Here is a 24634-nt window from a genome sequence, read left to right on the forward strand (position 1 = left end):
CTTCCTATATCTACGCATTTCACCGCTACACAGGAAATTCCACCACCCTCTACCGTACTCTAGCCGACCAGTTTTGGATGCAGTTCCCAGGTTGAGCCCGGGGCTTTCACATCCAACTTGATCAACCACCTACGCGCGCTTTACGCCCAGTAATTCCGATTAACGCTTGCACCCTCTGTATTACCGCGGCTGCTGGCACAGAGTTAGCCGGTGCTTATTCTGCCGGTAACGTCAAAACTGCAGGATATTAGCCTACAGCCCTTCCTCCCGGCTTAAAGTGCTTTACAATCCGAAGACCTTCTTCACACACGCGGCATGGCTGGATCAGGCTTTCGCCCATTGTCCAATATTCCCCACTGCTGCCTCCCGTAGGAGTCTGGACCGTGTCTCAGTTCCAGTGTGACTGATCATCCTCTCAGACCAGTTACGGATCGTCGCCTTGGTGAGCCGTTACCTCACCAACCAGCTAATCCGACCTAGGCTCATCTGATAGCGCAAGGCCCGAAGGTCCCCTGCTTTCTCCCGTAGGACGTATGCGGTATTAGCGTTCCTTTCGAAACGTTGTCCCCCACTACCAGGCAGATTCCTAGGCATTACTCACCCGTCCGCCGCTGAATCCGGGAGCAAGCTCCCGTCATCCGCTCGACTTGCATGTGTTAGGCCTGCCGCCAGCGTTCAATCTGAGCCATGATCAAACTCTTCAGTTCAATACTGCTTGGGTTTTTAAGAAACCCTAAACTTGGCTCAGCAATCTCAAATGACTACTATGATTGCTCATGTGTCACTTGTGATGCTGATAATCTTGGTGACTATCAGTCCAAACTCACAAGCACCCACACGAATTGCTTGATTCGATTTGTTAAAGAGCGTTTGGCCAAGAGCGTTTCGTCTCAACCGAGGCCGCGCATTCTACGCTGTCCTCATCGTCTGTCAAGCGTTTATTTCGAAGTATTTGCCGAGAATCTCGTTCAACTTCAACCACTTGACTCGCTGGCGATTGCTCGTAGCGGGAGGCGAATCATACAGCGTTGAAACCTGCTGTCAACCACCTTGTTCACCGCTGCCGATCAGTCGACCGAAGCCCTCCCGAGCCTGCCTGATTCGTCCAACTCTTTGATTCTCAAGGAGTTTTCCGTTTCGACTGCGTCGTAAGTGGTGCGCATTATAAGGGGATTCGAAAGGCCGTCAAGCTTTTATTTCAGGAAAGTTTCATGACTTGCCAAGCCAAGCGCAGCGACCGCCCGGCCGCTGCGCTTGCGCCTACATCATTACAAGCTAGGGAACGCGAACTGCGACGCTTCATGACTCTTGCGTTGCGGCCAGCGCTGGGTGATCGCCTTGCGTCGAGTATAGAAGCGCACGCCATCCGGACCATAGGCATGCAGGTCGCCGAATAGCGAGCGCTTCCAACCACCGAAGCTGTGATAGGCCACCGGTACTGGCAACGGAACGTTGACGCCCACCATGCCCACCTCGATCTCGTCGCAGAACAGACGCGCGGCTTCGCCATCACGGGTGAAGATGCAAGTGCCGTTGCCGTATTCATGGTCGTTGATCAGCTGCATGGCTTGTTCGAGGCTGTCCACCCGGACCACGCACAGCACAGGCCCGAAGATTTCTTCCTTGTAGATGCGCATCTGCGGCGTGACCTTGTCGAACAACGTACCGCCAAGGAAATAGCCATCCTCGTTGCCGGATACCCGATAGCCTCGACCGTCCACCACCAGCCTGGCGCCGGCGGCAACACCATCATCGATATAGCCCACCACCTTGTCACGCGCCGCAGCCGTGACCAGCGGGCCCATGTCCAGGCCGCACGAGGTCCCTGCACCGATCTTCAGCGCCTTGATTTGCGGTTCGAGCTTGGCGATCAGCGCGTCGGCGACCTGGTCGCCCACGCACACCGCCACCGAAATTGCCATGCAGCGCTCGCCACAGGATCCGTATGCCGCGCCCATCAGCGCGCTCACCGCGTTATCCAGATCGGCATCGGGCATCAGCACCGCATGGTTCTTCGCGCCGCCCAGTGCCTGGACACGCTTGCCACGGCGCGTGCCTTCGGCATAGATATACTCGGCGATCGGCGTCGAGCCAACGAAGCTCAGCGCCTTTACCTCCGGTGCTTCGATCAATGCATCGACGGCTTCCTTGTCGCCGTTAACCACATTGAGAATGCCCTTGGGCAAGCCCGCCTGCTCCAGCAGTTGCGCGATGTATAGGGTAGAACTCGGATCACGCTCCGATGGCTTGAGGATGAAGGCATTGCCGCAGGCGATGGCAAGTGGGTACATCCACAGCGGAACCATCGCCGGGAAATTGAACGGGGTGATGCCCGCCACGATACCCAGCGGCTGGAAATCCGACCAGGCATCGATGTTCGGGCCGACGTTGCGGTTGTATTCCCCTTTGAGCAGCTCCGGCGCCGCGCAGGCGAACTCGACGTTCTCGATGCCACGCTTGAGCTCGCCGGCTGCGTCCTCCAGCGTCTTGCCATGTTCTTCGCTGATCAGCTGGGCAATGTGCGCCTCGTTCTGCTCCAGCAACTGCTTGAAGCGGAACATCACCTGGGCGCGCTTGGCTGGTGGCGTGTTGCGCCAGGCCGGGAAAGCAGCCTTGGCGGCCTCGATGGCCTGCCCGATGGTGGCGCGGCTGGCCAGTTCGACCTTGCGGACCGCCTGGCCGGTAGAGGGATTGAAGACGTCGGCGGTGCGCTCGCCTCGGGAAACCAGCTCGCCGTTGATCAGGTGCTGAACAGTGCTCATGCAGAACTCCAATGGAAGAAGATGGGAGCGGACGCATACCGGCGCGTCCGCGGTCAGCGTCACGGTCAGTCGACCTGGTTGAGTGCCTCGCCTACCGCATCGAACAGGCGGTCCAGCTCTTGCGGTTGAGTGTTGAAGGTCGGGCCGAACTGCAACGTATCGCCACCGTAGCGAACATAGAACCCGGCGCTCCACAACTTCATCGCCACCTCGTACGGACGCACGATCGGGTCGCCATCGCGCGCGGCGAGCTGGATCGCGCCCGCCAGCCCGTAGTTGCGAATGTCCACGACATTGCGGGTGCCCTTGATGCCGTGCAGCACTGCCTCGAAGTGCGGGGCCAGCTCGGCGGCCGACTGCACCAGGTTCTCGCGCTGCAGCAAGTCGAGCGCGGCCAGGCCGGCGGCGCAAGCCACCGGATGGGCCGAATAGGTATAGCCGTGGGGAAACTCCACGGCATACGCGGGCGTCGGCTGGTTCATGAAGGTCTGGTAGATCTCGCTGCTGGCGATGACCGCGCCCATGGGGATGGCGCCGTTGGTGACCTGCTTGGCGATGCACATCAGGTCGGGCGTCACGCCGAAGGCCTGCGCGCCGGTCATGGCGCCCATGCGACCGAAGCCTGTGATCACTTCATCGAAGATCAGCAGGATGTTGTGCTGGCTGCAGATCTCGCGCAGACGCTTGAGATAGCCCTTTGGCGGAGGCAGCACGCCAGCCGAGCCGGCCAGCGGCTCGACGATCACCGCGGCAATGTTGGAGGCATCGTGCAGCTCGATGAGCTTGAGCATCTCGTCGGCCAGCGCGACGCCACCCTCCTCCGGCAGCCCCTTGCTGAACGCATTGGTCGGCAGCACGGTATGCGGCAGGTGATCGACATCGAGCAACTGGCCGAACAGCTTGCGGTTGCCATTGACCCCGCCCAGGCTGGTACCGGCGATGTTCACCCCGTGATAACCGCGGGCCCGACCAATGATCTTGGTCTTGCTCGCCTGGCCCTTGAGTCGCCAGTAGGCGCGCACCATCTTCAACGCGGTGTCGGCGCACTCCGAGCCGGAGTTGGTGAAGAACACATGGTTCAGGTCGCCCGGAGTCAGCTCGGCGATCTTCTCGGCCAGTTGGAAGGACAACGGATGGCCGAACTGGAAGGCGGGCGAATAGTCGAGCACACCGACCTGGCGAGCGACGGCTTCGGTGATTGCCTTGCGAGTATGCCCCGCGCCACAGGTCCACAACCCCGACAGTGCATCGAAGATCTTGCGTCCTTTGTCGTCGGTCAGGTAGCTACCCTCGGCGGCGACGATCAAGCGAGGGTCGCGCTGGAAATCGCGATTGGCGGTATAAGGCATCCAGTGGGCGTCCAGCTTGAGCTGGCTGGCCAGGCCGGCGGGCGCTTGTTCGAGCATGTTCATCGGTGATTCCTCGAGAGACGATAGACAACGATGGGGGTTGTTGCGGCTAAGGTCGCACGGGGATAAAGTTCGAAAAAGACAACATTTCTAATCTTCAGTCAGGCACCATCTAAACATATGAGCCGCCGCCCGGACCTTCTCGCCCAAGTCAGCGATTTCGATATCCGGTTGTTGCGGATCTACCGCAGCGTGGTGGAATGCGGCGGCTTCTCGGCGGCGGAAAACGTCCTGGGCATCGGCCGCTCGGCCATCAGCCAACACATGAGCGACCTTGAGCAAAGGCTCGGCCTGCGCCTGTGCCAGCGAGGCAGGGCCGGCTTTTCCCTGACCGAAGAGGGGCGCGAGGTCTATCACTCCTCACTGCAACTGCTCGGGGCCCTGGAAACCTTCCGCACACAAGTCAATGGTCTGCACCAGCACCTGCGCGGCGAGCTGAACATCGGCCTGACCGACAACCTTGTCACCCTGCCGCACATGCGCATCACCCATGCGCTGGCCGAACTCAAGGACCGCGGGCCCGACGTGCGCATCCAGATCCGCATGATCGCCCCGAGCCAGGTCGAACAAGGCGTACTCGATGGCAGTTTGCACGTCGGTGTGGTGCCACAGACCAGCCCGCTGTCCGGGCTCGAGTACCAACCTTTGTACAGCGAGCGTTCGCAGCTCTACTGTGCCGTGGGACATCCCCTGTTCTACGCCGATGATCGGGACATCGACGATCGACGGCTGGAAGCTCAGGATGCCGTGGCCCCGACGTTCCGCTTGCCTGCCGAGATCCAGGCGCACTACCAGGCGCTGAACTGCACTGCCAGCGCATCGGACCGTGAAGGCATGGCCTTTCTCATTCTCACCGGACGCTACATCGGCTACCTGCCGGATCACTATGCCGACACCTGGGTTCGCCAAGGGCGCCTGCGCGTGCTCAGGGCCGAGGATCGCTTCCATGACCTGGGTCTGAGTTGGGTCACACGCAAAGGCCGACGTCCGAACCTGGTGCTGGAAAGCTTCCTGGAAAGTCTCGCGGCGACCCGTTGAGGCTTGTCACTTCGGCACAGGCAGGTAATCTGTCCGGCAATCGATGCTTTCCGAACCCGTATGGACACGCCAATGCCCCTTGAACAACCTGCGCCGGCCCAGCTGGCCCGAGGCAAGCCTGTCGGTCGTATCCGCCAGAAAAACGAGCAAGCCATCATCAAGGCCGCCGAAAGGGAATTCGCCCGCCACGGTTTCAAGGGCACCAGCATGAGCACCATCGCGCACAAAGCCGGCCTGCCCAAAGCCAACTTGCATTACTACTTTGGCCACAAGCTGGGGCTGTACGTGGCGGTCCTGAAGAACATCCTCGAACTGTGGGAAACCGCCTTCACCACCCTGACGGTCGAGGACGACCCGGGGCAGGCACTGGCCGGCTACATCCGGACGAAGATGGAGTTCTCCCGGCGCAACCCGCATGCTTCGCGTATCTTCGCCATGGAAGTGATCAGTGGCGGGCAATGCCTGAACGAATACTTCCAGACCGACTACCAGCGCTGGTTCGGCGAGCGCGCCAGCGTGTTCCAGGCCTGGATCGACGCTGGCAAGATGGACCCGGTAGAGCCGACGCACCTGCTCTTCCTGCTCTGGAGCAGCACCCAGCACTATGCCGACTTCGCCAGCCAGATCCGCCTGGTCACTGGCCGCAGCCGGCTGACCCGGCAGGACATCGAGCAAGCCAGCGATTCGCTCGTGCACATCATCCTCAAAGGCTGCGGCATCACTCCGCCGAACTGAATCCACTATGCCTTCTACCCTTCTCGACGTCTGCGAATTCCGCGAAGAGATCCGCAAGAGCCGCTTCATCACCTTCGCCGGGCCCATCGACAATCCCGCCGAGGCGGCGAGCTTCATCGAGCGCTACTCGGACCCCGCCGCGACCCACAACTGCTGGGCCTGGAAACTGGGTGCGCAATACCGCAGCACAGACGATGGCGAGCCTGGCGGCACCGCTGGCCGGCCGATACTCGCCGCCATCGAGGCGCAGGACTGCGACCAGGTGGTCGTGCTGGTGATTCGCTGGTACGGCGGGATCCAGCTAGGGACCGGCGGCCTGGCCCGAGCCTATGGGGGCGGTGCCAACAAGTGCCTGCAACAGGCGGCCAAGCGCCTTCTGGTGCAACGCAGCGAGTTCACCTGCAGTTGCGGCTTCAGCGAACTGGCGCTGGTCAAGCTGCGCCTGGCGGAAATCGACGGCCTGGTACTGGAGGAGCGTTTCACCGCCAACGGAGTCGATCTCGCCATCGCCGTGGGCGAGGCCTTCGTCGGGACCCTGCAACGGCAACTGGCCGACCTGAGCCGCGGCCGAATCCATCTGCAACCTCGCTGACATTGCCCACAACTACTGTGGGCCTGCCTGTGGACAAGCTTGGGGCATACCGCTGCAAGCCTTGTTAGGCAAGGCTTTGAAGACTTAGCTCAAATTTTGACCAAAGCGCTCCGAACGACCTCTCCAGCGCTTGTCCAGCCTGTTTGCCCCTAGGCCCGCGCCCTACCGTCTTGCAATCTTGTGGATAACTTTCGGTGATTGCCCAACGTTCACCCTCACCCGTTTCCGACAGGCAACGGTGGCCGCTATGAATTATCTTGAGGGCTTTTCCACTGTCGATAAGGAGCGTCCATGAGCACTTCCCGAACTGCCCTCATCATCGGTGCCTCGCGTGGGCTCGGCTTGGGCCTCGCGCAGCGCTTTCATAAAGAGGGCTGGAACATCATCGCCACCGTGCGTGACAGGCAAAACGCCCAGATACTGGGCACCTTGCCCGGCATACGCATCGAAACCCTGGACATGAACGACACCGCTCAGCTCGATGCGTTGCAAGAGCGCCTGCGTGGCGAGACGCTCGACCTGCTGTTCGTCAATGCAGGCATCATGGGTCCCCAGCCTCAGGCTCCCGAGAGCGTCACGCGCGAAGACATCGGCGAGCTGTTCATGACCAATGCCGTATCGCCCATCCGGGTGGCTCGTCGTCTGGCCGGCCAGCTTCGCCAGGATACCGGCGTGCTGGCCTTCATGAGTTCGGTATTGGGCAGCGTGGCCATTCCCGACGCTGGCGAGATCTGCCTGTACAAGGCAAGCAAGGCTGCACTCAACTCGATGATCAACAGCTTCGTCGTCCAGTTGCAGCGACCCGACCTGTGCGTGCTGGCCATGCATCCCGGCTGGGTGAAGACCGCCATGGGTGGGGAAAATGCCGAGATCGACGTGCTCACCAGCACCCGTGGCATGCTCGAGCAGATCAAGGCCAACGCCGGCAAAGGTGGCTTGCGCTTCATCGACTACAAAGGCCAGGCGCTGGCCTGGTAGGCACGGTTCCATACGCAGCGGCCGTGCCTGGCGCGGCCTGTGCGGATTACCCGGTCGGCCAATGGTCGTGCCCTGCCCGGTCACCACCTGTACAATGCGCACGACTGTTATCCCATCGAGATTCAAAAGAAATGTATGACTGGCTCAATGCCTTGCCCAAGGCCGAACTGCACCTGCATCTTGAAGGTTCGCTGGAGCCCGAGCTGTTGTTCGCCCTCGCCGAGCGCAACAAGATCGCGCTCCCGTGGGCTGACGTGGAAACCTTGCGCGGCGCCTATGCCTTTAACAATCTGCAGGAGTTCCTCGATCTGTACTACCGGGGCGCCGACGTGCTGCGCACCGAGCAGGACTTCTATGACCTGACCTGGGCGTACCTGCAACGCTGCAAGGCGCAGAACGTCATCCATACAGAACCGTTCTTCGATCCGCAGACCCATACCGACCGCGGGATTCCCTTCGAAGTGGTGCTTCAGGGCATCGGCCAGGCGCTCCAGGACGGTCGCAAGCAACTGGGCATCAGCAGCGGCCTGATCCTCAGCTTCCTGCGTCACCTCAGCGAAGAGCAGGCCCAGCAGACCCTTGACCAGGCCCTGCCATATCGTGATGCATTCGTCGCGGTCGGTCTGGACAGCTCGGAAAAGGGCCATCCGCCGAGCAAATTCAAGCGCGTCTTCGACAGGGCCCGCAGCGAAGGCTTCCTGACCGTCGCCCATGCTGGCGAGGAAGGTCCACCCGAATACATCTGGGAAGCGCTCGACCTGCTGAAGATCCAGCGGATCGACCATGGCGTGCGTGCCATCGAGGACGAGCGCCTGATGCAACGCATCATCGACGAGCAGATCCCGCTGACCGTCTGCCCGCTTTCCAACACCAAGCTGTGCGTATTCGAGCACATGGGCCAGCACAACATCCTCGACATGCTCGAGCGGGGCGTGAAGGTCACGGTCAACTCCGATGACCCGGCCTACTTCGGCGGCTATGTCACCGAGAACTTCCAGGCGCTGCACGAGCACCTGGGCATGACCGAGGACCAGGCCAGAAGACTGGCGCAGAACAGCCTCGACGCTCGCCTGGTCAAGTAACGCGCGCCTGGCCTGGCTGCAGGGAGGTGGCCGTGCCAGGGCGCCACGCCCATCCACCTGCCGCCAGGGTCGAGTCAGCTAACCGACCTTCCAGCTTTCCTGGCGAGCGATCGCATTGATCTGCTGCAGGCCGAACGTCGATATCTGCAAGGCCCGTGAGTTCTCCTGTTCACGCACCCAGCCCGATTGCAGGAACAACTTGAGCAAGGCATGCCCCAGGCTGCCGCCCAGGTGCGGACGCTGATCGCTCCACTCGCAGCAGTGACAGAGGACGCAATTGCGTTGCGGACCGGGGGCCAGCGCATCGATGTACAGGCCGATCGCCGCCAGTTGCGTCCGACCATCCAGGCTGACCGTCAGATGGGGCCCGTAGCCTTCCAGCCATCCTGCCGTGATCAGGCGATCGTGCAGGTCGGCGGCCAGTTCGCCGCCCAGGTGATCGCCACACCGGCGAGCCCGCCGCAGGGAAAGCGGGATGTCCGGGATGGCCGCCCGCTCGGGCCTGCCAGGACGCGGCCCGAGCTGCACGCTGGCCATGGCTTCCACCGCCGCCCCGACTTCCGGGGTGGCCAGCCGGAAATAGCGCTTGCGACCACGGGACTCGAGCCGCAGCAAGCCCCCGGCCGACAGCAGGGCCAAGTGGGCACACGCCGACGACGAGGTCAAACCGGTCATCGACGCCAGCTCGTCCGCCGGCCTGGGTACGCCATCGATCAAGGCCCAAAGCATTGCACTGCGCTTGGGGTCGGCCATCAGGCCGGCGATCTCGCTGATACTGGTGACAGCTTTCATTATGCCTCTTACTCCCTGCTAGACCATGTCTGATATGGAACGACCAGCCAGGGCCGCAAGAAACGCAAGGCAAGTGCGCCAGGAAGACCGGATGGTGCAAGCGCGCATGGACGCCGCCGGGCGGCGCCGGGCTCGAATCACGGTTTCACTTGCCTCCCTGACAGGGAAGGATGTCTCGCTGGCACTGGCTGCCGGCGCCAGTATAAGCGTCAGCGACCGAGGCGCTTCGCAGGCCCTGGCGGTCACCAGGCGGCGGTTACGTCAGGGTCGGCCAGGCATTGCGCGCGGCCGCGCCACGAACGATCGTCGATCGCGGCGCGGCCCAACCCGCAGGACCATTCCGGACAAGCCCGCGAGCCATTTTGGGCATGCCTGCCTACCGCGATGCTGCCCACGCCGCCCTTCGCGATGTATGGCAAAAAGATAAGAAATTTCCGCGCCAGGCCAGTCGTATCAAGATCTCACCGGAGCAAGCCCGGAAGCTGCGTGAGCAGTTCCTGGCAGCGCTCCCTGAGCAATTGCAGCAGAACTTGCACCGGTCTGCCCAACTGGTCCCTGTGGGTACATAGCAGGTTCAGTGGCGCCGGTTCGCCCAGCACTTGCGGCATGACCAGTTGCAGGCGGCCAGCGGCCACATCTGCCGCCACGTCCAGCCAGGACTTGCAGGCAATGCCGTGACCGGCGATGGCCCAGCGGCGTACGACATCCGCATCGTCGCTGAAGCGATCGCCAGCGACCTCCACCACACGCGCCTGGCCGTCCTCGACGAAGCGCCAGTGGTCATGCGTGCGGTTGCCAAGCTGGTACAGCAGGCAGTTGTGCCCCGCCAGCTGGCCCGGCTCGCCAGGCACACCACGGGCAGCCAGGTAGCCTGGCGAGGCGCAAAGCACTCGGCGGTTGTCGGAGCAGACTGGCAACGCTACCAGGCTGGCATCTGCCGGCTGGCCATAACGCAAGGCCACATCGGCCGCCTGGCGGTACAGGTCGGCGTTGCGATCGCCTAGCAGCAGGCGCACGTTCAACCGCGGATGCTGCGCTTGCAACTGGTCCAGCCAGGGCAGCAGCACGTTGCGTCCGAAGTCGGACGGTGCCGACAGTTGCAAGGTCGCATCGATCGCTTGCTGCCCGATCGCCAGCGCGCGCCGTCCGTCTTCCAGGCTGGCCAGGGCCTGACGCGCATGCACCAGGAAGCGCTCGCCTTCGGCGGTCAGGCGCAGATTGCGGGTCGAGCGCGCCAGCAAACGTACCCCAACATGGGTCTCCAGGCGCTTGAGCGCGGCACTGGCGACCGCCGGCGATACATCGAGCAGGCGAGACGCGGCCGACAAGTTGCCCAGGTCGGCCGCGCGGACGAACAGCTGCAAGTCACCCAGACGCACATGACCTCCCATTTTCAAAAAAATATTGAAAGATCCTCTAGTTTCCCTGGCTACAAAACTTGCGTCAAAAACTCAATGATGTCGGCATCAGCAAACACCCGAGAGATGTCCACCATGAAAGCCGTCGCTTATTACCAGAGCTTGCCGATCGACGACCCGCGCGCCCTGCAGGACGTCGACCTGCCCGAGCCGGAGCCGGGACCACGCGACCTGCTGGTCGAAGTCCGCGCCATTTCGGTCAATCCCGTCGATACCAAGATCCGCCGCAACGTGGCGCCCGAAGACGGCGCGGCCAAGGTTCTGGGCTGGGACGTCGCCGGCGTGGTGCGCGCCGTCGGCTCCCAGGTCAGCCTGTTTCGTCCCGGCGACAAGGTCTACTACGCCGGCGCCATCGATCGGGCGGGAGGCAACAGCGAGCTGCACGTGGTGGACGAGCGCATCGTCGGGCACATGCCGCAGACCCTGGGCTTTGCCGAAGCGGCTGCGCTGCCGCTGACGGCCATCACTGCCTGGGAATTGCTGTTCGAGCGTCTGCAGATTGCCGAAGGCCAGGAAGATCTCGGGCAACGCCTGCTGATAGTCGGCGCGGCGGGCGGGGTCGGCTCGATCCTCACCCAGCTGGCGCGGCAACTGACCGGGCTGACCGTGATCGGCACCGCCTCGCGCCCACAAACTCAGGCCTGGGCCAGCGAGCTTGGCGCGCATCAGGTCATCGACCATCGCCAGCCGCTGGCGGTCGCCTTGCAGGCACAGGGCATCGAGAACGTCACCCATGTCGCCGCTCTGACCCAGACCGATCTGCATTTCGAGCAGTTGATCGAAGCCTTGGCGCCACAAGGCCGGCTGGCCCTGATCGACGATCCGGCCCAGCTCGACGTGGTCAAGCTCAAGCGCAAGAGCCTCTCCCTGCATTGGGAGTTCATGTACACCCGTTCCCTGTTCCAGACTCAGGACATGATCGAGCAGCACAAGCTGCTGGAGCGTGTGGCCGAACTGGTCGACCAAGGTACGCTCAGGACAACGCTCGGCGAACACTATGGCACCATCGACGCGGCCAATCTGCGTCGTGCGCATGCCATGCTGGAAAGCGGCAAGGCCAAGGGCAAGATCGTGCTCGAGGGTTTCTGAGCAGAACGTCCTGACCACCGGTCGGGACGCTGGCCAGGCGGCGCGCAGGTACCTGGGGAGGCGCTAGACTTCATCGGCGTCTACCTTGGAGGTATGTCCCGATGAAGATCGTCGTCAGTACGTCCAACCACAACCCCAGGTGCCCCTGGCAAGTCCAGCTGGACCAGCAAGTGGTGTACTTCCGCAGCGAAGCCGAAGCCCGCGCCTTCGCCGCCACGTTGCAGAACCGGCTGCAGGCGCCTCATCCGCTCAGGCAGACGGGCTGAGACGCAGGCGGCGGGCAAGCGTGGCGACCCCGACCACCAATGCACCGCACAGGCTGATGACCAAGGCCATCGGTACCGCGCTGCCATCATGCAGCAGGCCGACCAGCGCTGCCGCGCCCGCGGCCACGCTGAACTGCAGGCAACCCATCAACGCCGAAGCACTGCCGGCACGCCCACCCTGTCCGTTCATGGCGCATGCCGTGGCGTTGGGGATGATGCAGCCAAGGCTGGCGATGCACACGAACAAGGGCACCAGCAGCGGCCAGAGCTGCGTCGGGCGTGTCGCCGCCACCGCCAGCAGCACCAGCGCCGCGGCCAGGTACAGCCAGACCGCGCGCCCCAGCAGGACCGCTGGGCCATGGCGGGTCAGCAAGCGTGCATTGATCTGCGCCACCAGAATGAAGCCGGCGGCGTTGGTCCCGAACAGCCAGCCGTAATGCTCGGCCGGGACACCGTACAGCTTGATGAAGACGAAAGGCGAACCGGCGATATAGGCGAACATCCCGGCGATGGCGATGCCGCCCGTCAAGGCGTGCCCCAGGTAGGCACGGTCACGCAGCAGGCGCAGATACTGCCGCAAGGCGCCCGACAAAGGCTGGCGCGGCGCGCTCGGCGGCATGCTTTCCCGCAGGCCCAGCGCAACGGCCAGCAGGCAGCCGGCGCTGAACAGGCTCAGGCTCAGGAAAATCGCCTGCCAGCCCGACAGGCTCACCAGCAGGCCGCCCAGCATGGGCGCGAGGATAGGCGCCAGGCCCATCACCAGCATCAGCTGAGAGAAGACCTTGGCCGAGGTCACCGGGTCGCAGCGGTCGCTGACGATCGCCCGCGACAGCACCATGCCGGCGCAGCCGCCCAAGGCCTGCACGAACCGGGCGGCGATCAGCGCCTCCAGCGTCGGTGCATAAGCACAGGCAAGCGAGGCCAGGGTGAACAGACCGACACCGAACAGCAGTGGCTTGCGCCGACCGAAACGGTCGGCCACTGGTCCGTAGGCCAGTTGGCCGATCGACAAGCCGAAGAAATAGGCGGCCAGGGTCGTCTGGACATGTTGTTCGTCCGTGGCGAATGCCTGCGCCATCGCCGGAAACGCAGGCAGGTAGAAATCGATCGCCAACGGCCCGAAGGCACTCAAGGCACCCAGGATCAGGAGCATTCGCAGGTTCATGGAAAAATCCGTAGCAGGCTAAGCAATTGACTAGTTTACCTGCACAGCTGACAGCCAGCATGAAATCCTTGCCAAGACCTGCTTTTTTTTCACACGCGCCTGCCCAATGGCTGGCGCATGACCTGAACGACCTGCCCGTCGCTCAGGCAGCCTCGGCCTGGTAGCCTTCCTCACGGATCGCCGCCAGGATGCGCTCCGCCGGCAGCGCACTGCGCACCCGCACCTGGCCGGCAGCCAGGTCCACCTCCACCACGGCCGCCGAATCCTGTGCCTGCACGGCGCGGGTCACTGCCTTCACGCAATGGCCACAGCTCATCCCTTGCACGTCGAATACTTGCATCATCGTCTCCTCCAGGGTTTTCCTCAGTTTCAAGCTTGCCCCCATGGCAAGGTCAAGCGCGGTCGACAGGCACCAGGCTGGTAATACCCGTCCAGGTCGGCCAAGCTGCGCATTCGAAGACTTGGCAACCAGGAGAATTTTCATGATCAGGACAGCCATCGTCCTTGCCGGACTGCTGATGGCGCTGCCGCCTTCAGCCAGCGCCGAGGGGGCATCCGACTACAGCGTGCTGATCATTTCCCGGGAACGCCTGGAAGTGGCTACCCACTGCGAGATCGGCATCTACCTCAATGACCAGCTCTCGGCACGCCTGTTCCAGGAACAATCGACCTCCTTCAACTTGCCGCCAGGCCATGTCGACGTGCGCCTGCGCCTGCTGCCTGGGCAAGCCCCCGGCTGCAGCAATGGCATCGAGAACCAGCGCAGCACACGCCTGGCCTTGCAGGCCGGGCAGATCAGCAGGTACCGCATCGCCATGGACCAGGACGGGCTCGGCCTAAGACGGGCAAGCCTGGGCTATTGACCTTGACCACGTGGCAAGGTTGATGCTGGGCGCAGTGACTCACGGAGGATAGCCAATGTCCGCATCTACCACTTTCGACCTGCCGATTGCCGGCATGACTTGCGCCAGCTGCGTCGGCCGAGTCGAGCGTGCCCTGCGCAAGGTCGCTGGCGCCGAACAGGTCAGCGTCAACCTGGCCAGCGAACAAGCCCGCATCCAGGCGCCGGCAGACAGCCTGTCGGCCCTGGTCGAAGCCGTGCTCCAGGCCGGTTACGAGGTGCCGACACGTTCCACGGAACTGCAAGTGGGCGGGATGACCTGCGCCAGTTGCGCCGGTCGTGTCGAGCGCGCCCTGCGCAAGCTACCAGGGGTACTGCAAGTCAGCGTCAACCTGGCCAGCGAACGGGCGCATGTCCAGGCGCTGGACGGCATCGACGACGCCCAACTGGTCGTCGCGATCGAGGACGCCGGCTACAGCGCCACCGCGCCACGCCTCACCGGAGACGAGCAGGCGGCTGCGCGGCTGCGGCTGGGCAAGGAGCGCCTGGCCGTGGCGATCGCCCTGCTGCTGGCCTTGCCGCTGGTGCTGCCGATGCTCCTGCAGCCGCTTGGCATTCACTGGATGCTGCCCGCCTGGGCACAATTCGCCCTGGCCACGCCTGTGCAACTCCTGCTCGGCGCACGCTTCTACAAGGCCGCCTGGAAAGCCCTGCGCGCCGGTGCCGGCAACATGGACCAACTGGTGGCGCTGGGCACCAGTGCCGGCTATGGCTTGAGCCTGCATCAGTGGGCAACGGCCGGCGAGCATGCGCCCCATCTGTATTTCGAAGCTTCGGCCGTGGTGATCGCCCTGGTATTGCTGGGCAAGTACCTGGAAAGCCGCGCCAAGCGCCAGACCGCCAGTGCCATCCGTGCACTGGAAGCCCTGCGTCCGGAGCGCGCACTGCGCCTGGTCGATGGCCACGAACAGGAAGTAGCGATCAGCCAACTGCGCGTGGACGATGTGGTCGTGGTCAAGCCTGGCGAGCGTTTCCCGGTGGACGGCCAGGTGCTCGACGGCAACAGTCATGCCGACGAAGCGCTGATCAGCGGGGAAAGCCTGCCGGTTGCCAAGCGCTCCGGGGACCAGGTCACCGGTGGCGCCATCAACGGCGAAGGCCGGCTGCTGGTACGAACCCTGGCAGTAGGCACCGAAACCGTCCTGGCGCGCATCATCCGCCTGGTCGAGGATGCCCAGGCGGCCAAGGCGCCGATCCAGAAACTGGTCGACCGGGTCAGCCAGGTCTTCGTCCCCAGCGTACTGGCGCTGGCCCTGCTGACCTTGGTTGGCTGGTGGCTGGCCGGCGCAGCGCTGGAAAGCGCCATCATCAACGCCGTCGCCGTGCTGGTGATCGCCTGCCCCTGCGCGCTGGGCCTGGCCACGCCAGCGGCGATCATGGCCGGGACCGGTGTCGCGGCACGCCATGGCATCCTGATCAAGGATGCCGAGGTGCTCGAGCGCGCCCATGCGGTCGATCGCGTGGTCTTCGACAAGACCGGCACACTGACTTCGGGCAATCCGCGCATCGTGCATGTCCGGGCCGCGCAAGGCGACTCGAGCACCGTGCTGGCCCTGGCCGGTGCCTTGCAACGTGGCAGCGAACACCCACTGGCCAAGGCAGTGCTCGATGCCTGCCGCGAACAAGGCCTGGACCTTGCCTCGGTCAGCGACAGCCGCTCGCTGGCCGGGCGAGGCATAGCAGGCCAGGTCGAGGGCCGTTCGCTCGCGCTCGGCAACCACCGCCTGCTGGAAGACAGCGGCCTGCAGGCAGGCGACCTGGCCAGCGCCGCGCAAGCCTGGGAAGCCGAGGGCCGGACGGTGTCCTGGCTGGTCGAACAAGGGCCAGTCGCGCGCGTGCTTGGCGTGTTCGCCTTCGGCGACAGCCTCAAGCCAGGGGCGGCGACGGCGATCAGCGCCCTGCACGCGCAGTCGATCGGTTGCCATCTGCTGACTGGCGACAACCGGGGCAGCGCCAAGGTCGTGGCCGAAGCGCTTGGCATCGATGACGTGCATGCCGAGGTGCTGCCGGCCGACAAGGCCGCTACCGTGCAGGCGCTGCGTCGCGACGGCGTGGTGGCCATGGTCGGCGACGGCATCAATGACGCCCCTGCCCTCGCCGCCGCCGATGTCGGCATCGCCATGGGTGGCGGCACCGACGTGGCCATGCACGCGGCCGGCATCACCTTGATGCGGGGCGACCCGCGCCTGGTGCCGGCCGCGCTGGAGATCAGCCGCAGGACCTATGCCAAGATCCGCCAGAACCTGTTCTGGGCATTCATCTACAACCTGGTCGGCCTGCCCCTGGCCGTGCTCGGCTTGCTCGATCCGGTGGTGGCGGGGGCGGCGATGGCGCTTTCGAGCGTCAGCGTGGTGAGCAACGCCCTGCTGCTCAAGACCTGGAAACCCCAAGACTTTCCGGAGACGACATGAACATAGGCCAGGCGGCCCGCCGCAGTGGACTCAGCGCCAAGATGATCCGCTACTATGAATCGATCGGCCTGCTGCGACCGGCCAGCCGCAGCGACAGCGGCTACCGCCTGTACCAGGAGCAGGACCTGCACAGCCTGGCCTTCATCAAGCGCGCCCGCGACCTGGGCTTTTCCCTCGACGAAGTGGCCAGGCTGCTGACCTTGTGGCAGGACCGCCAGCGCGCGAGCGCAGACGTGAAGGCGCTGGCCATCGAGCACATCGAGGCCTTGAACCGGCGTATCGCGGAACTGGCCGGGCTGCGCGACACGCTCTCGGAGCTGGTGGCCTGCTGCCAGGGCGACGAACGTCCCGACTGCCCGATCCTCAAGGACCTGGCCGAAGGGGGCCGCTGTCATTGAAGGCCGTCGGTTCGGGCATTGCGGCCACGGCATGACCGGATCGACATCGAACGCGGCCTGATCGAGCGAGCCAAGATTTTTTATTTCAAGAAACGACCACTGCCTGCCGATGGCTTGTAGACCTGCCACAGGTTTCCACAAGAACAAAACGGGAGCGTGGATGAACATCAAGCACAAACTGACCCTGGCCTTCGCCGTCATTGCCGGCCTGCCCATCGTCCTGGTGGCCACGCTGGTGATACTCAACCTGCGTGGCGAGGCGCGAGAAGGCTTTCTGGACAACAGCAGCCGTGAAATCCGCCAGGTCGCCAACGGCATGCAGCTGTTTTTCCAGGCCATCGACGAGAACGTCGACTTCCTCGCCGCGCAGCCGCTGGTCGCCGCCACCGGCGCCAACCTGAACAAGTACCTTGGTAGCCCCACGGTGCCCGAATCGCTTGGCGAACAGGATAGGCTGATCCTCGACTTCTTCACCCACCTGGCCAAAAGCCATCCTGGCTATGCCTACCTTTCCTATGGGGTAAGCGATGGCGGCTATGTAACCTGGCCCGCCGGCCAGAAGTTTTCCAACTACGACCCGCGCCAGCGTCCCTGGTACCAGGCGGCCATGGCCAATCCTGGCAAGACGGTCCGGACCGAAGCCTACTACTGGGCGGCGGACGACACCGTGCTGGTCAGCACCGTGCGCAGCGTCGCCAACCAGCTGGGCAACCCAGGCGGGGTAGTGAACATCGATGTATCGCTCAACGGCCTTACCCAGATCGTGCGCAACATCAAGCTTGGGGAAAACGGCTACCTGATGCTGGTGGAGAAGAACGGCAACGTGCTGGTCGACCCGCGTGAATCGACCCACAACTTCAAGCAGTTGGACAGCTTCGGCGAGGGCTATGCCGAACTCGCCCGCGTCGACCGGGGCCTGGTCGAAGTCACCATCGACGGCGAGCGCTACATGGCCAACGTCTTTCCGGACGACAAGCTCGGCTGGACCTTCATCGGCCTGATCCAGAAGCAGGAAGTCATGCAGTCGACCACTCGCCTGACCTGGATCATCGGGGTGATCGCCGTGCTCCTGGCCGCCTTGTTCGCCGCTGTCGGCGCAGCCTTCGCCCGCCTGATCGTGCGGCCGATCAACAGCGTGACCAGCGGCCTGGAAGACATCGCCCAAGGCGAAGGCGATCTGACGCGCAGCCTCGAGGTACGTGGTCGCGACGAAACCGCGCAACTGGCCAGCTGGTTCAACCAGTTCCTCGGCGCGATCCGCAACCTGATCCAGCACATTGGCGCGGCGGCCGGAAAGATCCTCAGCACCTCCAGCAGCTCCACTCGCGTGTCCAGCGACATGGCCGAAGCTGCCGGACGCCAGCGCGAGGCCGTGGACATGGTGTCCACCGCCTTCCATGAGATGGTCGCCACCGCCAACGAAGTCGCCCGCTCCTGCAGCCAGGCCGCCGAATCGGCCGACAGCGGCCAGCAGCAGGCGCGTGAGGGCCAGCAACAGATCGATGCCGCGGTACACAGCGTGGACCGCCTGAGCCAGGAAATCGAACAGTCGGCGCAGTCGATCCAGCAGCTCGAACGCGACAGCAACGCCATCCAGTCGATCCTCGGCACCATCCGTTCGATCGCCGAACAGACCAACCTGCTGGCCCTCAATGCGGCCATCGAAGCTGCCCGGGCCGGCGAGCAGGGGCGCGGGTTCGCCGTGGTCGCCGACGAAGTCCGCGCCCTGGCCAAGCGCACCGCCGACTCGACGGCGGAGATCGACGGTTTGCTGGGCAACCTGGCCTCACGCACCGCCGAAGTGGCCACGCAGATGCACGCCAGCCTGGAAGTCTCCCAGCAGTCGGTCAGCCGCATCGGCCTGGCGCGTGACAGTTTCGGGCAGATCCGCGAGTCGGTGGACATCATCCGCGACATGAACACCCAGATCGCCACCGCGGCCGAAGAGCAGCATCAGGTCGCCGAGGATATCAACCGCCACATCAGCCAGATCCATGGCGATGCACAGCTGGTGGCGGAACTGGCCCAGGCGGCGCGCAGTGACTCCGAAAGCCTGGCGGGCTTGTCCAACGAACTCGATGCGCTGGTGCGCAGGTTCAGGACCTGAGGGCGCTGCGCCAGGATCATTGCTAGACAACGATGCCCTGGGGCATGCACCCGCGCCCCTTCACCGTTGCACGATCATGGTCACGCCCTGGCCGCCGGCAGCGCACACGGAAATCAGTCCGCGACCCTTGCCGGCCTGGGCCAGCAGCTTGGCCAGGTTGGCCAGGATGCGTCCTCCCGTGGCCGCGAACGGATGCCCGGCGGCCAGCGAGCTGCCCTTGACGTTGAGCCTGCTGCGATCGATCGAGCCGAGCGCGCCGCTCAGGCCCAGCTGGGTCCGGCAGTAGTCTTCGTCCTCCCAGGCCTTGAGCGTGCACAGCACCTGCGCCGCGAAGGCTTCGTGGATCTCGTAGTAGTCGAACTGTTGCAGGTTCAGGCCATTGCGTGCCAGCAGGCGCGGCACGGCATGCACTGGCGCCATCAACAGGCCGTCCCGCCCGCTGACGAAGTCCACCGCCGCGGTCTGCCCATCGACCAGCCACGCCAGCACTGGCAAGCCGCGCTCGGCCGCCCACTCCTCGCTACCTAGCAGCACCAGCGAGGCGCCATCGGTCAGCGGTGTGGAGTTGCCGGGAGTAAGGGTGCCCTTGGCGCTGCGCTCGAACACCGGCTGCAATTTCGCCAGTTGCTCCAGACTCAGCTCCGCCCGCAGGTTGTCGTCACGGCTCAGGCCCAGGTAGGGCGTGACAAGGTCGTCATGCCAGCCTTCGGCATAGCTTGCCGCCAGGTGTCGATGGCTGAGCAAGGCCAGTTCGTCCTGTTCGGCGCGGGGGATCTGCCAATGCTGGGCCATCAGCTCGCAATGCTGGCCCATGGACAAGCCGGTGCGCGGCTCCCCGTTGCGTGGCAGTTCAGGCTTCAGATGAGCTGGACGCAGCTTCAGGAACGGCTTGAGACGGCTACCGACAGCCTTGCCACGATTGGCCTCCAGCAGCATGTGCCGCAGCCCTTCGTTGATCGCCACCGGCGCATCGGAAGTGCTGTCCACGCCCCCGGCGATGCCACAGTCGATCTGCCCCAGGGCTATCTTGTTGGCTACCAGCAAGGCCGCTTCCAAGCCCGTACCGCATGCCTGCTGGATATCGTAGGCCGGTGTCTGCGGCGACAACCGCGAGCCCAGCACGCACTCGCGGGTCAGGTTCATGTCGCGCGAATGCTTGAGCACCGCGCCGGCGACCACCTCGCCCAGACGCAGGCCATGCAGCTCGAAGCGTTCGATCAGTCCTTCGAGGGCGGCGGTGAGCATCGCCTGGTCACTGGCCTGGGCGTAGGCGCCATTGGACCGGGCGAAGGGGATTCGGTTGCCGCCGATGATGGCGACCCGGCGCGATGCAGGCATGCGTATAGTCCTCCTGAAACAATTTGATCGGTACAGCCTAGGCGTTTTTCTGCTATTCGAACGTCCTCGGCGAATGGATGGTCCACACTTGCATGCCTGTTTCGAGGGAGACCCACATGAGTGATCGCTATCTCGGCTTTGCCAACTCCAACCTCGGCCGCCGCCTGGTCGATGCGCTCGGCCTGCCGCGTCCCGTGCCGCTGGAGCGCTGGCGCACAGGCCGTCTGCGGCCGGTGGAAGGCGCCCTGGTGCTGGGTGGCGGGCCACTGGCGAACCAGGTCGAGGCCCTCGCCCCGCGCCTGACCAGCCAGCTCTACGCATTCGCCGGCCAGGCCCTGCAATCGCCTGCCTGGGTAGCCGGGCTCGGTCCCAGAATAAAGGCCGTGGTATTCGATGCCAGCCACCTGTCCGACAGCAGCCAGCTCACGCAGTTGCGCGAATTCTTCCAGCCCTTGCTGCGCAGTCTCGATCGCTGCGCCCATGTGGCGATCCTTGGCCGCGCACCGGAAACCCTGGCCGAACCGCGGGCCAGCGTGGCCCAGCGCGCCCTCGAAGGCTTCAGCCGCTCGCTGGCCAAGGAACTGCGCAATGGCGCCACGGCGCAGCTGCTGTACGTCAGCCCCGGGGCCGAAGACCAGCTCGAAGGCGCCCTGCGCTTCTTCCTGTCGCCCAAGAGCGCCTACGTTTCCGGCCAGGTGCTGCGCCTGCAGCCTTGCGCGCGACACGTCGAGGACTGGACCCGTCCGCTGTCCGGGCGCCAGGCGCTGGTCACCGGCGCTGCACGCGGCATCGGCGCGGCGATCGCCGAAACGCTGGCCCGCGATGGTGCGGTGGTGACATTGCTCGATGTGCCGGCGGCCCAAGACGATCTCGACGCCCTGGCCGCGCGACTGGGCGGTCGCGCCCTGGTCTTGGACATCGCCGCCGGCGACGCCTCGACGCGCCTGCGGCAAGCCCTGCCCGACGGGCTCGACATCCTCGTGCACAACGCTGGCATCACCCGGGACAAGACCTTGGCGAACATGACACCGGAGTACTGGGACGCGGTCATGGCGATCAACCTCGAAGCGCCCCAAGCCCTCACCCAGGCCCTGTTCGACTCGGGCACGTTGCGCGACGACGCTCGGGTGGTGGTGCTGGCATCGGTCAGCGGCATCGCCGGCAACCGTGGCCAGGCCAACTATGCCGCCAGCAAGGCCGGCCTGATCGGCCTGGCGCAGGCCTGGGCCCCTCGCCTGGCGGAACGTGGTGCCACCATCAACGCCGTCGCGCCCGGCTTCATCGAGACCCGGATGACCGCTGCCATGCCCATGGGCCTGCGTGAGGCTGGCCGGCGCCTGACGTCCCTAGGCCAGGGCGGACGAGCGCAGGATGTCGCCGAAGCGGTGGCCTGGCTTGCCCAGCCTGGTGCAGGCACCGTCAATGGCCAGGTCCTGCGCGTCTGCGGCCAAGCCTTGATGGGGGCCTGAGCATGACTCGCCAATGGCTTGAACTGCACGGCCCTGACAACCGCGCCCTGCTCTACCTGCGGGCATTGCGCAAGCGCAGAATCACCGGCACGGCGCTCCCTGCCCATGGTCTGCGCTGCCACCTGCGGGTGGATCAGGACAACCTGGCCGCCTACCGGCGCCTGTGCCATTTCATCGACGATCGCTGGCTGCCCGGCACCTACCCCCACGTCATGGCCTTCCCGCTGCACCTGCAACTGCTTACCGCCAAGGACTTTCCCTTCCCCTTGCTGGGCCTTGTCCACCTGCACAACCGTATCGAGGTGTCCAGGCCACTTGGCGGCATCGAGGCGTTGCATTTTTCCGTGCATGCCGAAAACCTCCAGGCCCATGCCAAGGGCGGCACCTTCGACCTGGTTACCGAGGCCGAAGACGGCCTGGGCGTGGTCTGGCGCGAGACCAGTCGCATGCTGGTGCGTGGCCTGGACCTGCATGGCGGCGGCCAGCCCGAGACACACAGCGAGCCCGAGGCGCTACCGGAGCTGACCCGCTGGTACGCCGACACTGACATCGGCCGCCGCTACGCCAAGGTCTGCGGTGACTGCAACCCCATCCACCTGAGCACGCCCAGCGCACGCCTGTTCGGCTTCCCCACCGCGATCGCCCACGGGATGTGGAGCAAGGCGATGGCCATGGCCGCGGTGCAGAGCCACCTGCCGGTCGATGGCTATAGCGTCCAGGTCGACTTCCACAAGCCGGTCCGCCTGCCTTGCGAAGTCATCCTCGCTGTGCAGCGTACCGCCGACGGGGGGCGGCTGCGCCTCGACGGTCATGACGGCCCGCTGCACATGCAGGGCAGCTGGCAGGTTCTGGGCGCCGCGCCCGATCGACCTGGGCCCGGCTAACCGCTCGTCCGGGCCGCGGCACTTGCTTTGCTCCGGTCCGGGGCCGAAGCTATGCGTCTGAGCCTGCCTCGAAGAACGACTTTCAATGAACCTGCAAGAACTGACCGAACGCCTGCACAAGATCCGTGACGACAACCATTGGCAGGGCTTTCACAGCCCCAAGAACCTGGCCATGGCCGCCAGCGTCGAGATGGCCGAACTGGTGGAAATCTTCCAGTGGCTGAGCGAGGACCAGTCGCGCCAGCTGCCACCGCAGATGCTGGCTCACGCTGGCCAGGAGGTAGGTGACATCGTGCTCTACCTGCTGTTGCTATGCAGCGAACTGGGCCTGGACATGAACCAGGTGGTACGCGACAAGCTGGCCGACAGCGAAAGGCGCTTCGCCCGATGAACGACCGGCATTTCGATGAACTGGCCAGCCGTTTCGCCGAGAAGATCTACGGTGGCGCCAAGGGCGCCATCCGCCTGGCGGTGCTGCAGGCGGACCTTGCGCAAATCCTTGCGCAGCGGCCGCTACGAGTGCTCGACGTCGGCGCCGGGCTCGGCCACATGGCGCTCTGGCTGGCCAGCCAGGGCCATGAGCTGACCTTGGCCGAGCCAGCCGGGCCGATGCTCGAGGGCGCCCGTGCGCGTTTCGACCAGGCCGGGCAATCGGCGACCTTCATCCAGGCGCCCTGGCAGGCGCTGGCCGAACGCCTGGACCCACCCTACGACCTGGTGCTCTGCCACGCGGTGCTGGAATGGCTGGCCGAGCCGCAGGCCATCCTGCCGGCCCTGCACCAGCTGACCCGCGCCGACGGCTGGTTGTCGCTGGCCTTCTACAACCGTGATGCCCTGGTCTATCGCAACCTGCTCAAGGGCCATCTGCGCAAGTTGCGCAGCAACAGCCTGGCCGGCGAGAAGCAGAGCCTGACACCCCAGACCCCGCTCGATCCCCGTGAGCTCAGGGCGCAACTTGATCCGCTCTGGCAGGTCCAAAGCGAAAGCGGCATACGGGTGTTCCACGACTACATGCCCCGAGAGTTCCAGGCCAGGACCGAGCTGGCCGACCTGCTGGAAATGGAGCTGGCCCACCGCCGCCATCCGAGCTTCGCCGGGCTGGGGCGCTACCTGCATTGGATGTGCAGGCCTCGCTGAGCTGTCCGGCAGGAGGAACACATGGTGTACCGAAGCTTCGCCCTGTTCGTGTCCTGCCTGACCCTGGCCGCTTGCCAGGGCAGCAACCCCTATGTCGCCAGCTCCAGGCCGTTGCCGCCTGCCCCACCCCAGGCCAGCGCCACCTTCGATGCCAGTGCCTATCCGGCAACGCCCCGTGACTATGGCCGTTACCGCAGCTGGAGCTGGCGCAACGGCCAGTTGCCAACGGGCAATGCCACGAGCGATCCGGCCCAGCTGGCCGATGCCGTTGGCAACGCGCTCGACCAGCAGGGCCTGCGTCCTGCGCGAAACGGCCAACCCGACCTGCTGGTCGCCGCGAGCATGCGCCTGGAACGACGCTTGCGCCAGGTCCGCGACTATGACGACTACTACGGCGGCTATCCCTATGCTGGCTACCCCTCGGCGGGGCTGGGCTACGGCGGCTACCGACACGGCTACGGTGCTTACGGCAGCGTGCCAGTGGTGCGTACCTATGCGGTCGACGTCATGGTGGTGCGTATCGAGCTGTTCGATGCTCGCAGTGGCCAGCCGGTGTGGAGCGCCAGCGCCGAAAGCGGCAGCGATGGCGGCTCGCCGCGCGAGCGTGAAGAGGCCTTGCGCCAGGCGCTGCGCAAGGCCCTCAGTGGCTATCCCCCTAGCTGA

22 protein-coding genes, 1 rRNA gene and 2 pseudogenes (1 of these 25 cut by a window edge) are annotated in these 24634 nt (G+C 64.5%); 17 read left to right on the top strand and 8 right to left on the bottom strand.

The window, feature by feature from the left end:
* The 3 genes from ACY8GK_RS13060 to aptA form a co-directional block, all read right to left on the bottom strand.
* Positions 1 to 707, bottom strand: a 16S ribosomal RNA gene (locus ACY8GK_RS13060) (it extends 829 nt beyond the left edge of the window).
* A gap of 561 nt (positions 708 to 1268) precedes the next feature.
* Positions 1269 to 2762, bottom strand: coding sequence for a CoA-acylating methylmalonate-semialdehyde dehydrogenase (locus ACY8GK_RS13065; protein WP_196176188.1), 1494 nt, complete (start codon positions 2760 to 2762; stop codon positions 1269 to 1271).
* Positions 2763 to 2827: 65 nt separating this feature from the next.
* A complete protein-coding gene (gene aptA / locus ACY8GK_RS13070) occupies positions 2828 to 4174 on the bottom strand; it encodes an omega-aminotransferase AptA (protein WP_196176186.1) in 1347 nt (448 codons plus the stop codon).
* A 117-nt stretch (positions 4175 to 4291) separates the two neighbouring features.
* On the opposite strand from aptA, the gene ACY8GK_RS13075 reads away from it, so the two are divergent.
* The 5 genes from ACY8GK_RS13075 to ACY8GK_RS13095 all read left to right on the top strand — a co-directional run bounded on the left by ACY8GK_RS13075 (position 4292) and on the right by ACY8GK_RS13095 (position 8596).
* A complete protein-coding gene (locus ACY8GK_RS13075) occupies positions 4292 to 5209 on the top strand; it encodes a LysR family transcriptional regulator (protein WP_196176184.1) in 918 nt (305 codons plus the stop codon).
* A gap of 72 nt (positions 5210 to 5281) precedes the next feature.
* Positions 5282 to 5944: a TetR/AcrR family transcriptional regulator gene (locus tag ACY8GK_RS13080; RefSeq protein WP_196176182.1), complete on the top strand. Its 663-nt coding sequence runs from the start codon at positions 5282 to 5284 to the stop codon at positions 5942 to 5944.
* 7 nt (positions 5945 to 5951) lie between these two features.
* Entirely contained in the window at positions 5952 to 6536 is a 585-nt protein-coding gene (locus ACY8GK_RS13085; RefSeq protein WP_462401410.1) for an IMPACT family protein, read from the top strand.
* Between the two features lie 291 nt (positions 6537 to 6827).
* Entirely contained in the window at positions 6828 to 7514 is a 687-nt protein-coding gene (locus tag ACY8GK_RS13090; protein WP_462401411.1) for an SDR family oxidoreductase, read from the top strand.
* Positions 7515 to 7645: 131 nt separating this feature from the next.
* Positions 7646 to 8596, top strand: coding sequence for an adenosine deaminase (locus ACY8GK_RS13095; protein WP_196176176.1), 951 nt, complete (start codon positions 7646 to 7648; stop codon positions 8594 to 8596).
* Positions 8597 to 8674: 78 nt separating this feature from the next.
* Here ACY8GK_RS13095 and ACY8GK_RS13100 read toward each other — a convergent pair whose 3' ends face one another.
* Positions 8675 to 9388, bottom strand: coding sequence for an ArsR/SmtB family transcription factor (locus tag ACY8GK_RS13100; protein WP_196176174.1), 714 nt, complete (start codon positions 9386 to 9388; stop codon positions 8675 to 8677).
* 461 nt (positions 9389 to 9849) lie between these two features.
* Complete coding sequence (locus ACY8GK_RS13105; RefSeq protein WP_462403021.1) at positions 9850 to 10779, bottom strand: LysR family transcriptional regulator; 930 nt, start codon at positions 10777 to 10779, stop codon at positions 9850 to 9852.
* 102 nt (positions 10780 to 10881) lie between these two features.
* Between ACY8GK_RS13105 and ACY8GK_RS13110 the strand changes: the two genes are divergently transcribed.
* Together ACY8GK_RS13110 and ACY8GK_RS13115 are read left to right on the top strand one after the other, a co-directional pair.
* Positions 10882 to 11895 (top strand): zinc-binding alcohol dehydrogenase family protein, encoded by a 1014-nt coding sequence (locus tag ACY8GK_RS13110; protein ID WP_196176172.1) that lies wholly within the window; start codon positions 10882 to 10884, stop codon positions 11893 to 11895.
* Positions 11896 to 11996: 101 nt separating this feature from the next.
* A complete protein-coding gene (locus ACY8GK_RS13115; protein ID WP_196176170.1) occupies positions 11997 to 12161 on the top strand; it encodes a hypothetical protein in 165 nt (54 codons plus the stop codon).
* Here the strand turns inward: ACY8GK_RS13115 and ACY8GK_RS13120 are convergent.
* Positions 12145 to 13326 (bottom strand): multidrug effflux MFS transporter, encoded by a 1182-nt coding sequence (locus tag ACY8GK_RS13120; protein WP_196176168.1) that lies wholly within the window; start codon positions 13324 to 13326, stop codon positions 12145 to 12147. The two genes, ACY8GK_RS13115 and ACY8GK_RS13120, sit on opposite strands and share 17 nt — an antisense overlap.
* Positions 13327 to 13468: 142 nt before the next feature.
* Positions 13469 to 13666 carry a heavy-metal-associated domain-containing protein gene (locus tag ACY8GK_RS13125; protein WP_196176196.1) on the bottom strand — a complete coding sequence of 66 codons (198 nt, stop codon included), beginning with the start codon at positions 13664 to 13666 and terminating at the stop codon, positions 13469 to 13471.
* 142 nt (positions 13667 to 13808) lie between these two features.
* Between ACY8GK_RS13125 and ACY8GK_RS13130 the strand changes: the two genes are divergently transcribed.
* The 5 genes and pseudogenes from ACY8GK_RS13130 to ACY8GK_RS13150 form a co-directional block, all read left to right on the top strand.
* On the top strand, positions 13809 to 14189 hold the full coding sequence (locus tag ACY8GK_RS13130) for a hypothetical protein (protein ID WP_196176166.1): 381 nt from the start codon (positions 13809 to 13811) through the stop codon (positions 14187 to 14189).
* 55 nt (positions 14190 to 14244) lie between these two features.
* On the top strand, positions 14245 to 16638 hold the full coding sequence (locus tag ACY8GK_RS13135) for a heavy metal translocating P-type ATPase (RefSeq protein WP_462401412.1): 2394 nt from the start codon (positions 14245 to 14247) through the stop codon (positions 16636 to 16638).
* The gene (gene cueR, locus ACY8GK_RS13140; protein WP_196176162.1) at positions 16635 to 17036 is read left to right on the top strand and encodes a Cu(I)-responsive transcriptional regulator; all 402 of its coding nucleotides are present in this window, start codon (positions 16635 to 16637) and stop codon (positions 17034 to 17036) included. Before ACY8GK_RS13135 ends, cueR begins: the two co-directional genes overlap by 4 nt.
* Before the next feature lie 316 nt (positions 17037 to 17352).
* Positions 17353 to 18285 (top strand): annotated as a pseudogene (locus ACY8GK_RS13145) (HAMP domain-containing protein); the annotation flags it as partial.
* Between the two features lie 261 nt (positions 18286 to 18546).
* Positions 18547 to 19143: pseudogene (locus ACY8GK_RS13150) on the top strand (methyl-accepting chemotaxis protein); the annotation flags it as partial.
* Between the two features lie 60 nt (positions 19144 to 19203).
* Here ACY8GK_RS13150 and ACY8GK_RS13155 read toward each other — a convergent pair.
* Complete coding sequence (locus tag ACY8GK_RS13155) at positions 19204 to 20481, bottom strand: acetyl-CoA C-acetyltransferase (RefSeq protein ID WP_196176160.1); 1278 nt, start codon at positions 20479 to 20481, stop codon at positions 19204 to 19206.
* Positions 20482 to 20597: 116 nt separating this feature from the next.
* Between ACY8GK_RS13155 and ACY8GK_RS13160 the strand changes: the two genes are divergently transcribed.
* From ACY8GK_RS13160 to ACY8GK_RS13180, 5 genes are all read left to right on the top strand, one after another.
* Entirely contained in the window at positions 20598 to 21950 is a 1353-nt protein-coding gene (locus ACY8GK_RS13160; protein ID WP_196176158.1) for a 3-oxoacyl-ACP reductase, read from the top strand.
* Between the two features lie 2 nt (positions 21951 to 21952).
* Positions 21953 to 22834 (top strand): MaoC/PaaZ C-terminal domain-containing protein, encoded by an 882-nt coding sequence (locus ACY8GK_RS13165; protein ID WP_196176156.1) that lies wholly within the window; start codon positions 21953 to 21955, stop codon positions 22832 to 22834.
* An 85-nt stretch (positions 22835 to 22919) separates the two neighbouring features.
* Positions 22920 to 23225, top strand: coding sequence for a MazG-like family protein (locus ACY8GK_RS13170; protein ID WP_196176154.1), 306 nt, complete (start codon positions 22920 to 22922; stop codon positions 23223 to 23225).
* The gene (locus tag ACY8GK_RS13175) at positions 23222 to 23971 is read left to right on the top strand and encodes a methyltransferase (protein WP_196176152.1); all 750 of its coding nucleotides are present in this window, start codon (positions 23222 to 23224) and stop codon (positions 23969 to 23971) included. Before ACY8GK_RS13170 ends, ACY8GK_RS13175 begins: the two co-directional genes overlap by 4 nt.
* Before the next feature lie 21 nt (positions 23972 to 23992).
* Positions 23993 to 24634 (top strand): DUF4136 domain-containing protein, encoded by a 642-nt coding sequence (locus ACY8GK_RS13180; RefSeq protein WP_196176150.1) that lies wholly within the window; start codon positions 23993 to 23995, stop codon positions 24632 to 24634.

This window comes from Pseudomonas sp. Marseille-QA0332, assembly GCF_054950175.1.

What these genes read in the sequence shown, in the direction of transcription:
- ACY8GK_RS13065 (WP_196176188.1), bottom strand. Translation starts at nt 2,762, where the DNA reads ATGAGCACTGTTCAGCACCTGATCAACGGCGAGCTGGTTTCCCGAGGC.
- aptA (WP_196176186.1), bottom strand. Translation starts at nt 4,174, where the DNA reads ATGAACATGCTCGAACAAGCGCCCGCCGGCCTGGCCAGCCAGCTCAAG.
- ACY8GK_RS13075 (WP_196176184.1), top strand. Translation starts at nt 4,292, where the DNA reads ATGAGCCGCCGCCCGGACCTTCTCGCCCAAGTCAGCGATTTCGATATC.
- ACY8GK_RS13080 (WP_196176182.1), top strand. Translation starts at nt 5,282, where the DNA reads ATGCCCCTTGAACAACCTGCGCCGGCCCAGCTGGCCCGAGGCAAGCCT.
- ACY8GK_RS13085 (WP_462401410.1), top strand. Translation starts at nt 5,952, where the DNA reads ATGCCTTCTACCCTTCTCGACGTCTGCGAATTCCGCGAAGAGATCCGC.
- ACY8GK_RS13090 (WP_462401411.1), top strand. Translation starts at nt 6,828, where the DNA reads ATGAGCACTTCCCGAACTGCCCTCATCATCGGTGCCTCGCGTGGGCTC.
- ACY8GK_RS13095 (WP_196176176.1), top strand. Translation starts at nt 7,646, where the DNA reads ATGTATGACTGGCTCAATGCCTTGCCCAAGGCCGAACTGCACCTGCAT.
- ACY8GK_RS13100 (WP_196176174.1), bottom strand. Translation starts at nt 9,388, where the DNA reads ATGAAAGCTGTCACCAGTATCAGCGAGATCGCCGGCCTGATGGCCGAC.
- ACY8GK_RS13105 (WP_462403021.1), bottom strand. Translation starts at nt 10,779, where the DNA reads ATGGGAGGTCATGTGCGTCTGGGTGACTTGCAGCTGTTCGTCCGCGCG.
- ACY8GK_RS13110 (WP_196176172.1), top strand. Translation starts at nt 10,882, where the DNA reads ATGAAAGCCGTCGCTTATTACCAGAGCTTGCCGATCGACGACCCGCGC.
- ACY8GK_RS13115 (WP_196176170.1), top strand. Translation starts at nt 11,997, where the DNA reads ATGAAGATCGTCGTCAGTACGTCCAACCACAACCCCAGGTGCCCCTGG.
- ACY8GK_RS13120 (WP_196176168.1), bottom strand. Translation starts at nt 13,326, where the DNA reads ATGAACCTGCGAATGCTCCTGATCCTGGGTGCCTTGAGTGCCTTCGGG.
- ACY8GK_RS13125 (WP_196176196.1), bottom strand. Translation starts at nt 13,666, where the DNA reads ATGCAAGTATTCGACGTGCAAGGGATGAGCTGTGGCCATTGCGTGAAG.
- ACY8GK_RS13130 (WP_196176166.1), top strand. Translation starts at nt 13,809, where the DNA reads ATGATCAGGACAGCCATCGTCCTTGCCGGACTGCTGATGGCGCTGCCG.
- ACY8GK_RS13135 (WP_462401412.1), top strand. Translation starts at nt 14,245, where the DNA reads ATGTCCGCATCTACCACTTTCGACCTGCCGATTGCCGGCATGACTTGC.
- cueR (WP_196176162.1), top strand. Translation starts at nt 16,635, where the DNA reads ATGAACATAGGCCAGGCGGCCCGCCGCAGTGGACTCAGCGCCAAGATG.
- ACY8GK_RS13155 (WP_196176160.1), bottom strand. Translation starts at nt 20,481, where the DNA reads ATGCCTGCATCGCGCCGGGTCGCCATCATCGGCGGCAACCGAATCCCC.
- ACY8GK_RS13160 (WP_196176158.1), top strand. Translation starts at nt 20,598, where the DNA reads ATGAGTGATCGCTATCTCGGCTTTGCCAACTCCAACCTCGGCCGCCGC.
- ACY8GK_RS13165 (WP_196176156.1), top strand. Translation starts at nt 21,953, where the DNA reads ATGACTCGCCAATGGCTTGAACTGCACGGCCCTGACAACCGCGCCCTG.
- ACY8GK_RS13170 (WP_196176154.1), top strand. Translation starts at nt 22,920, where the DNA reads ATGAACCTGCAAGAACTGACCGAACGCCTGCACAAGATCCGTGACGAC.
- ACY8GK_RS13175 (WP_196176152.1), top strand. Translation starts at nt 23,222, where the DNA reads ATGAACGACCGGCATTTCGATGAACTGGCCAGCCGTTTCGCCGAGAAG.
- ACY8GK_RS13180 (WP_196176150.1), top strand. Translation starts at nt 23,993, where the DNA reads ATGGTGTACCGAAGCTTCGCCCTGTTCGTGTCCTGCCTGACCCTGGCC.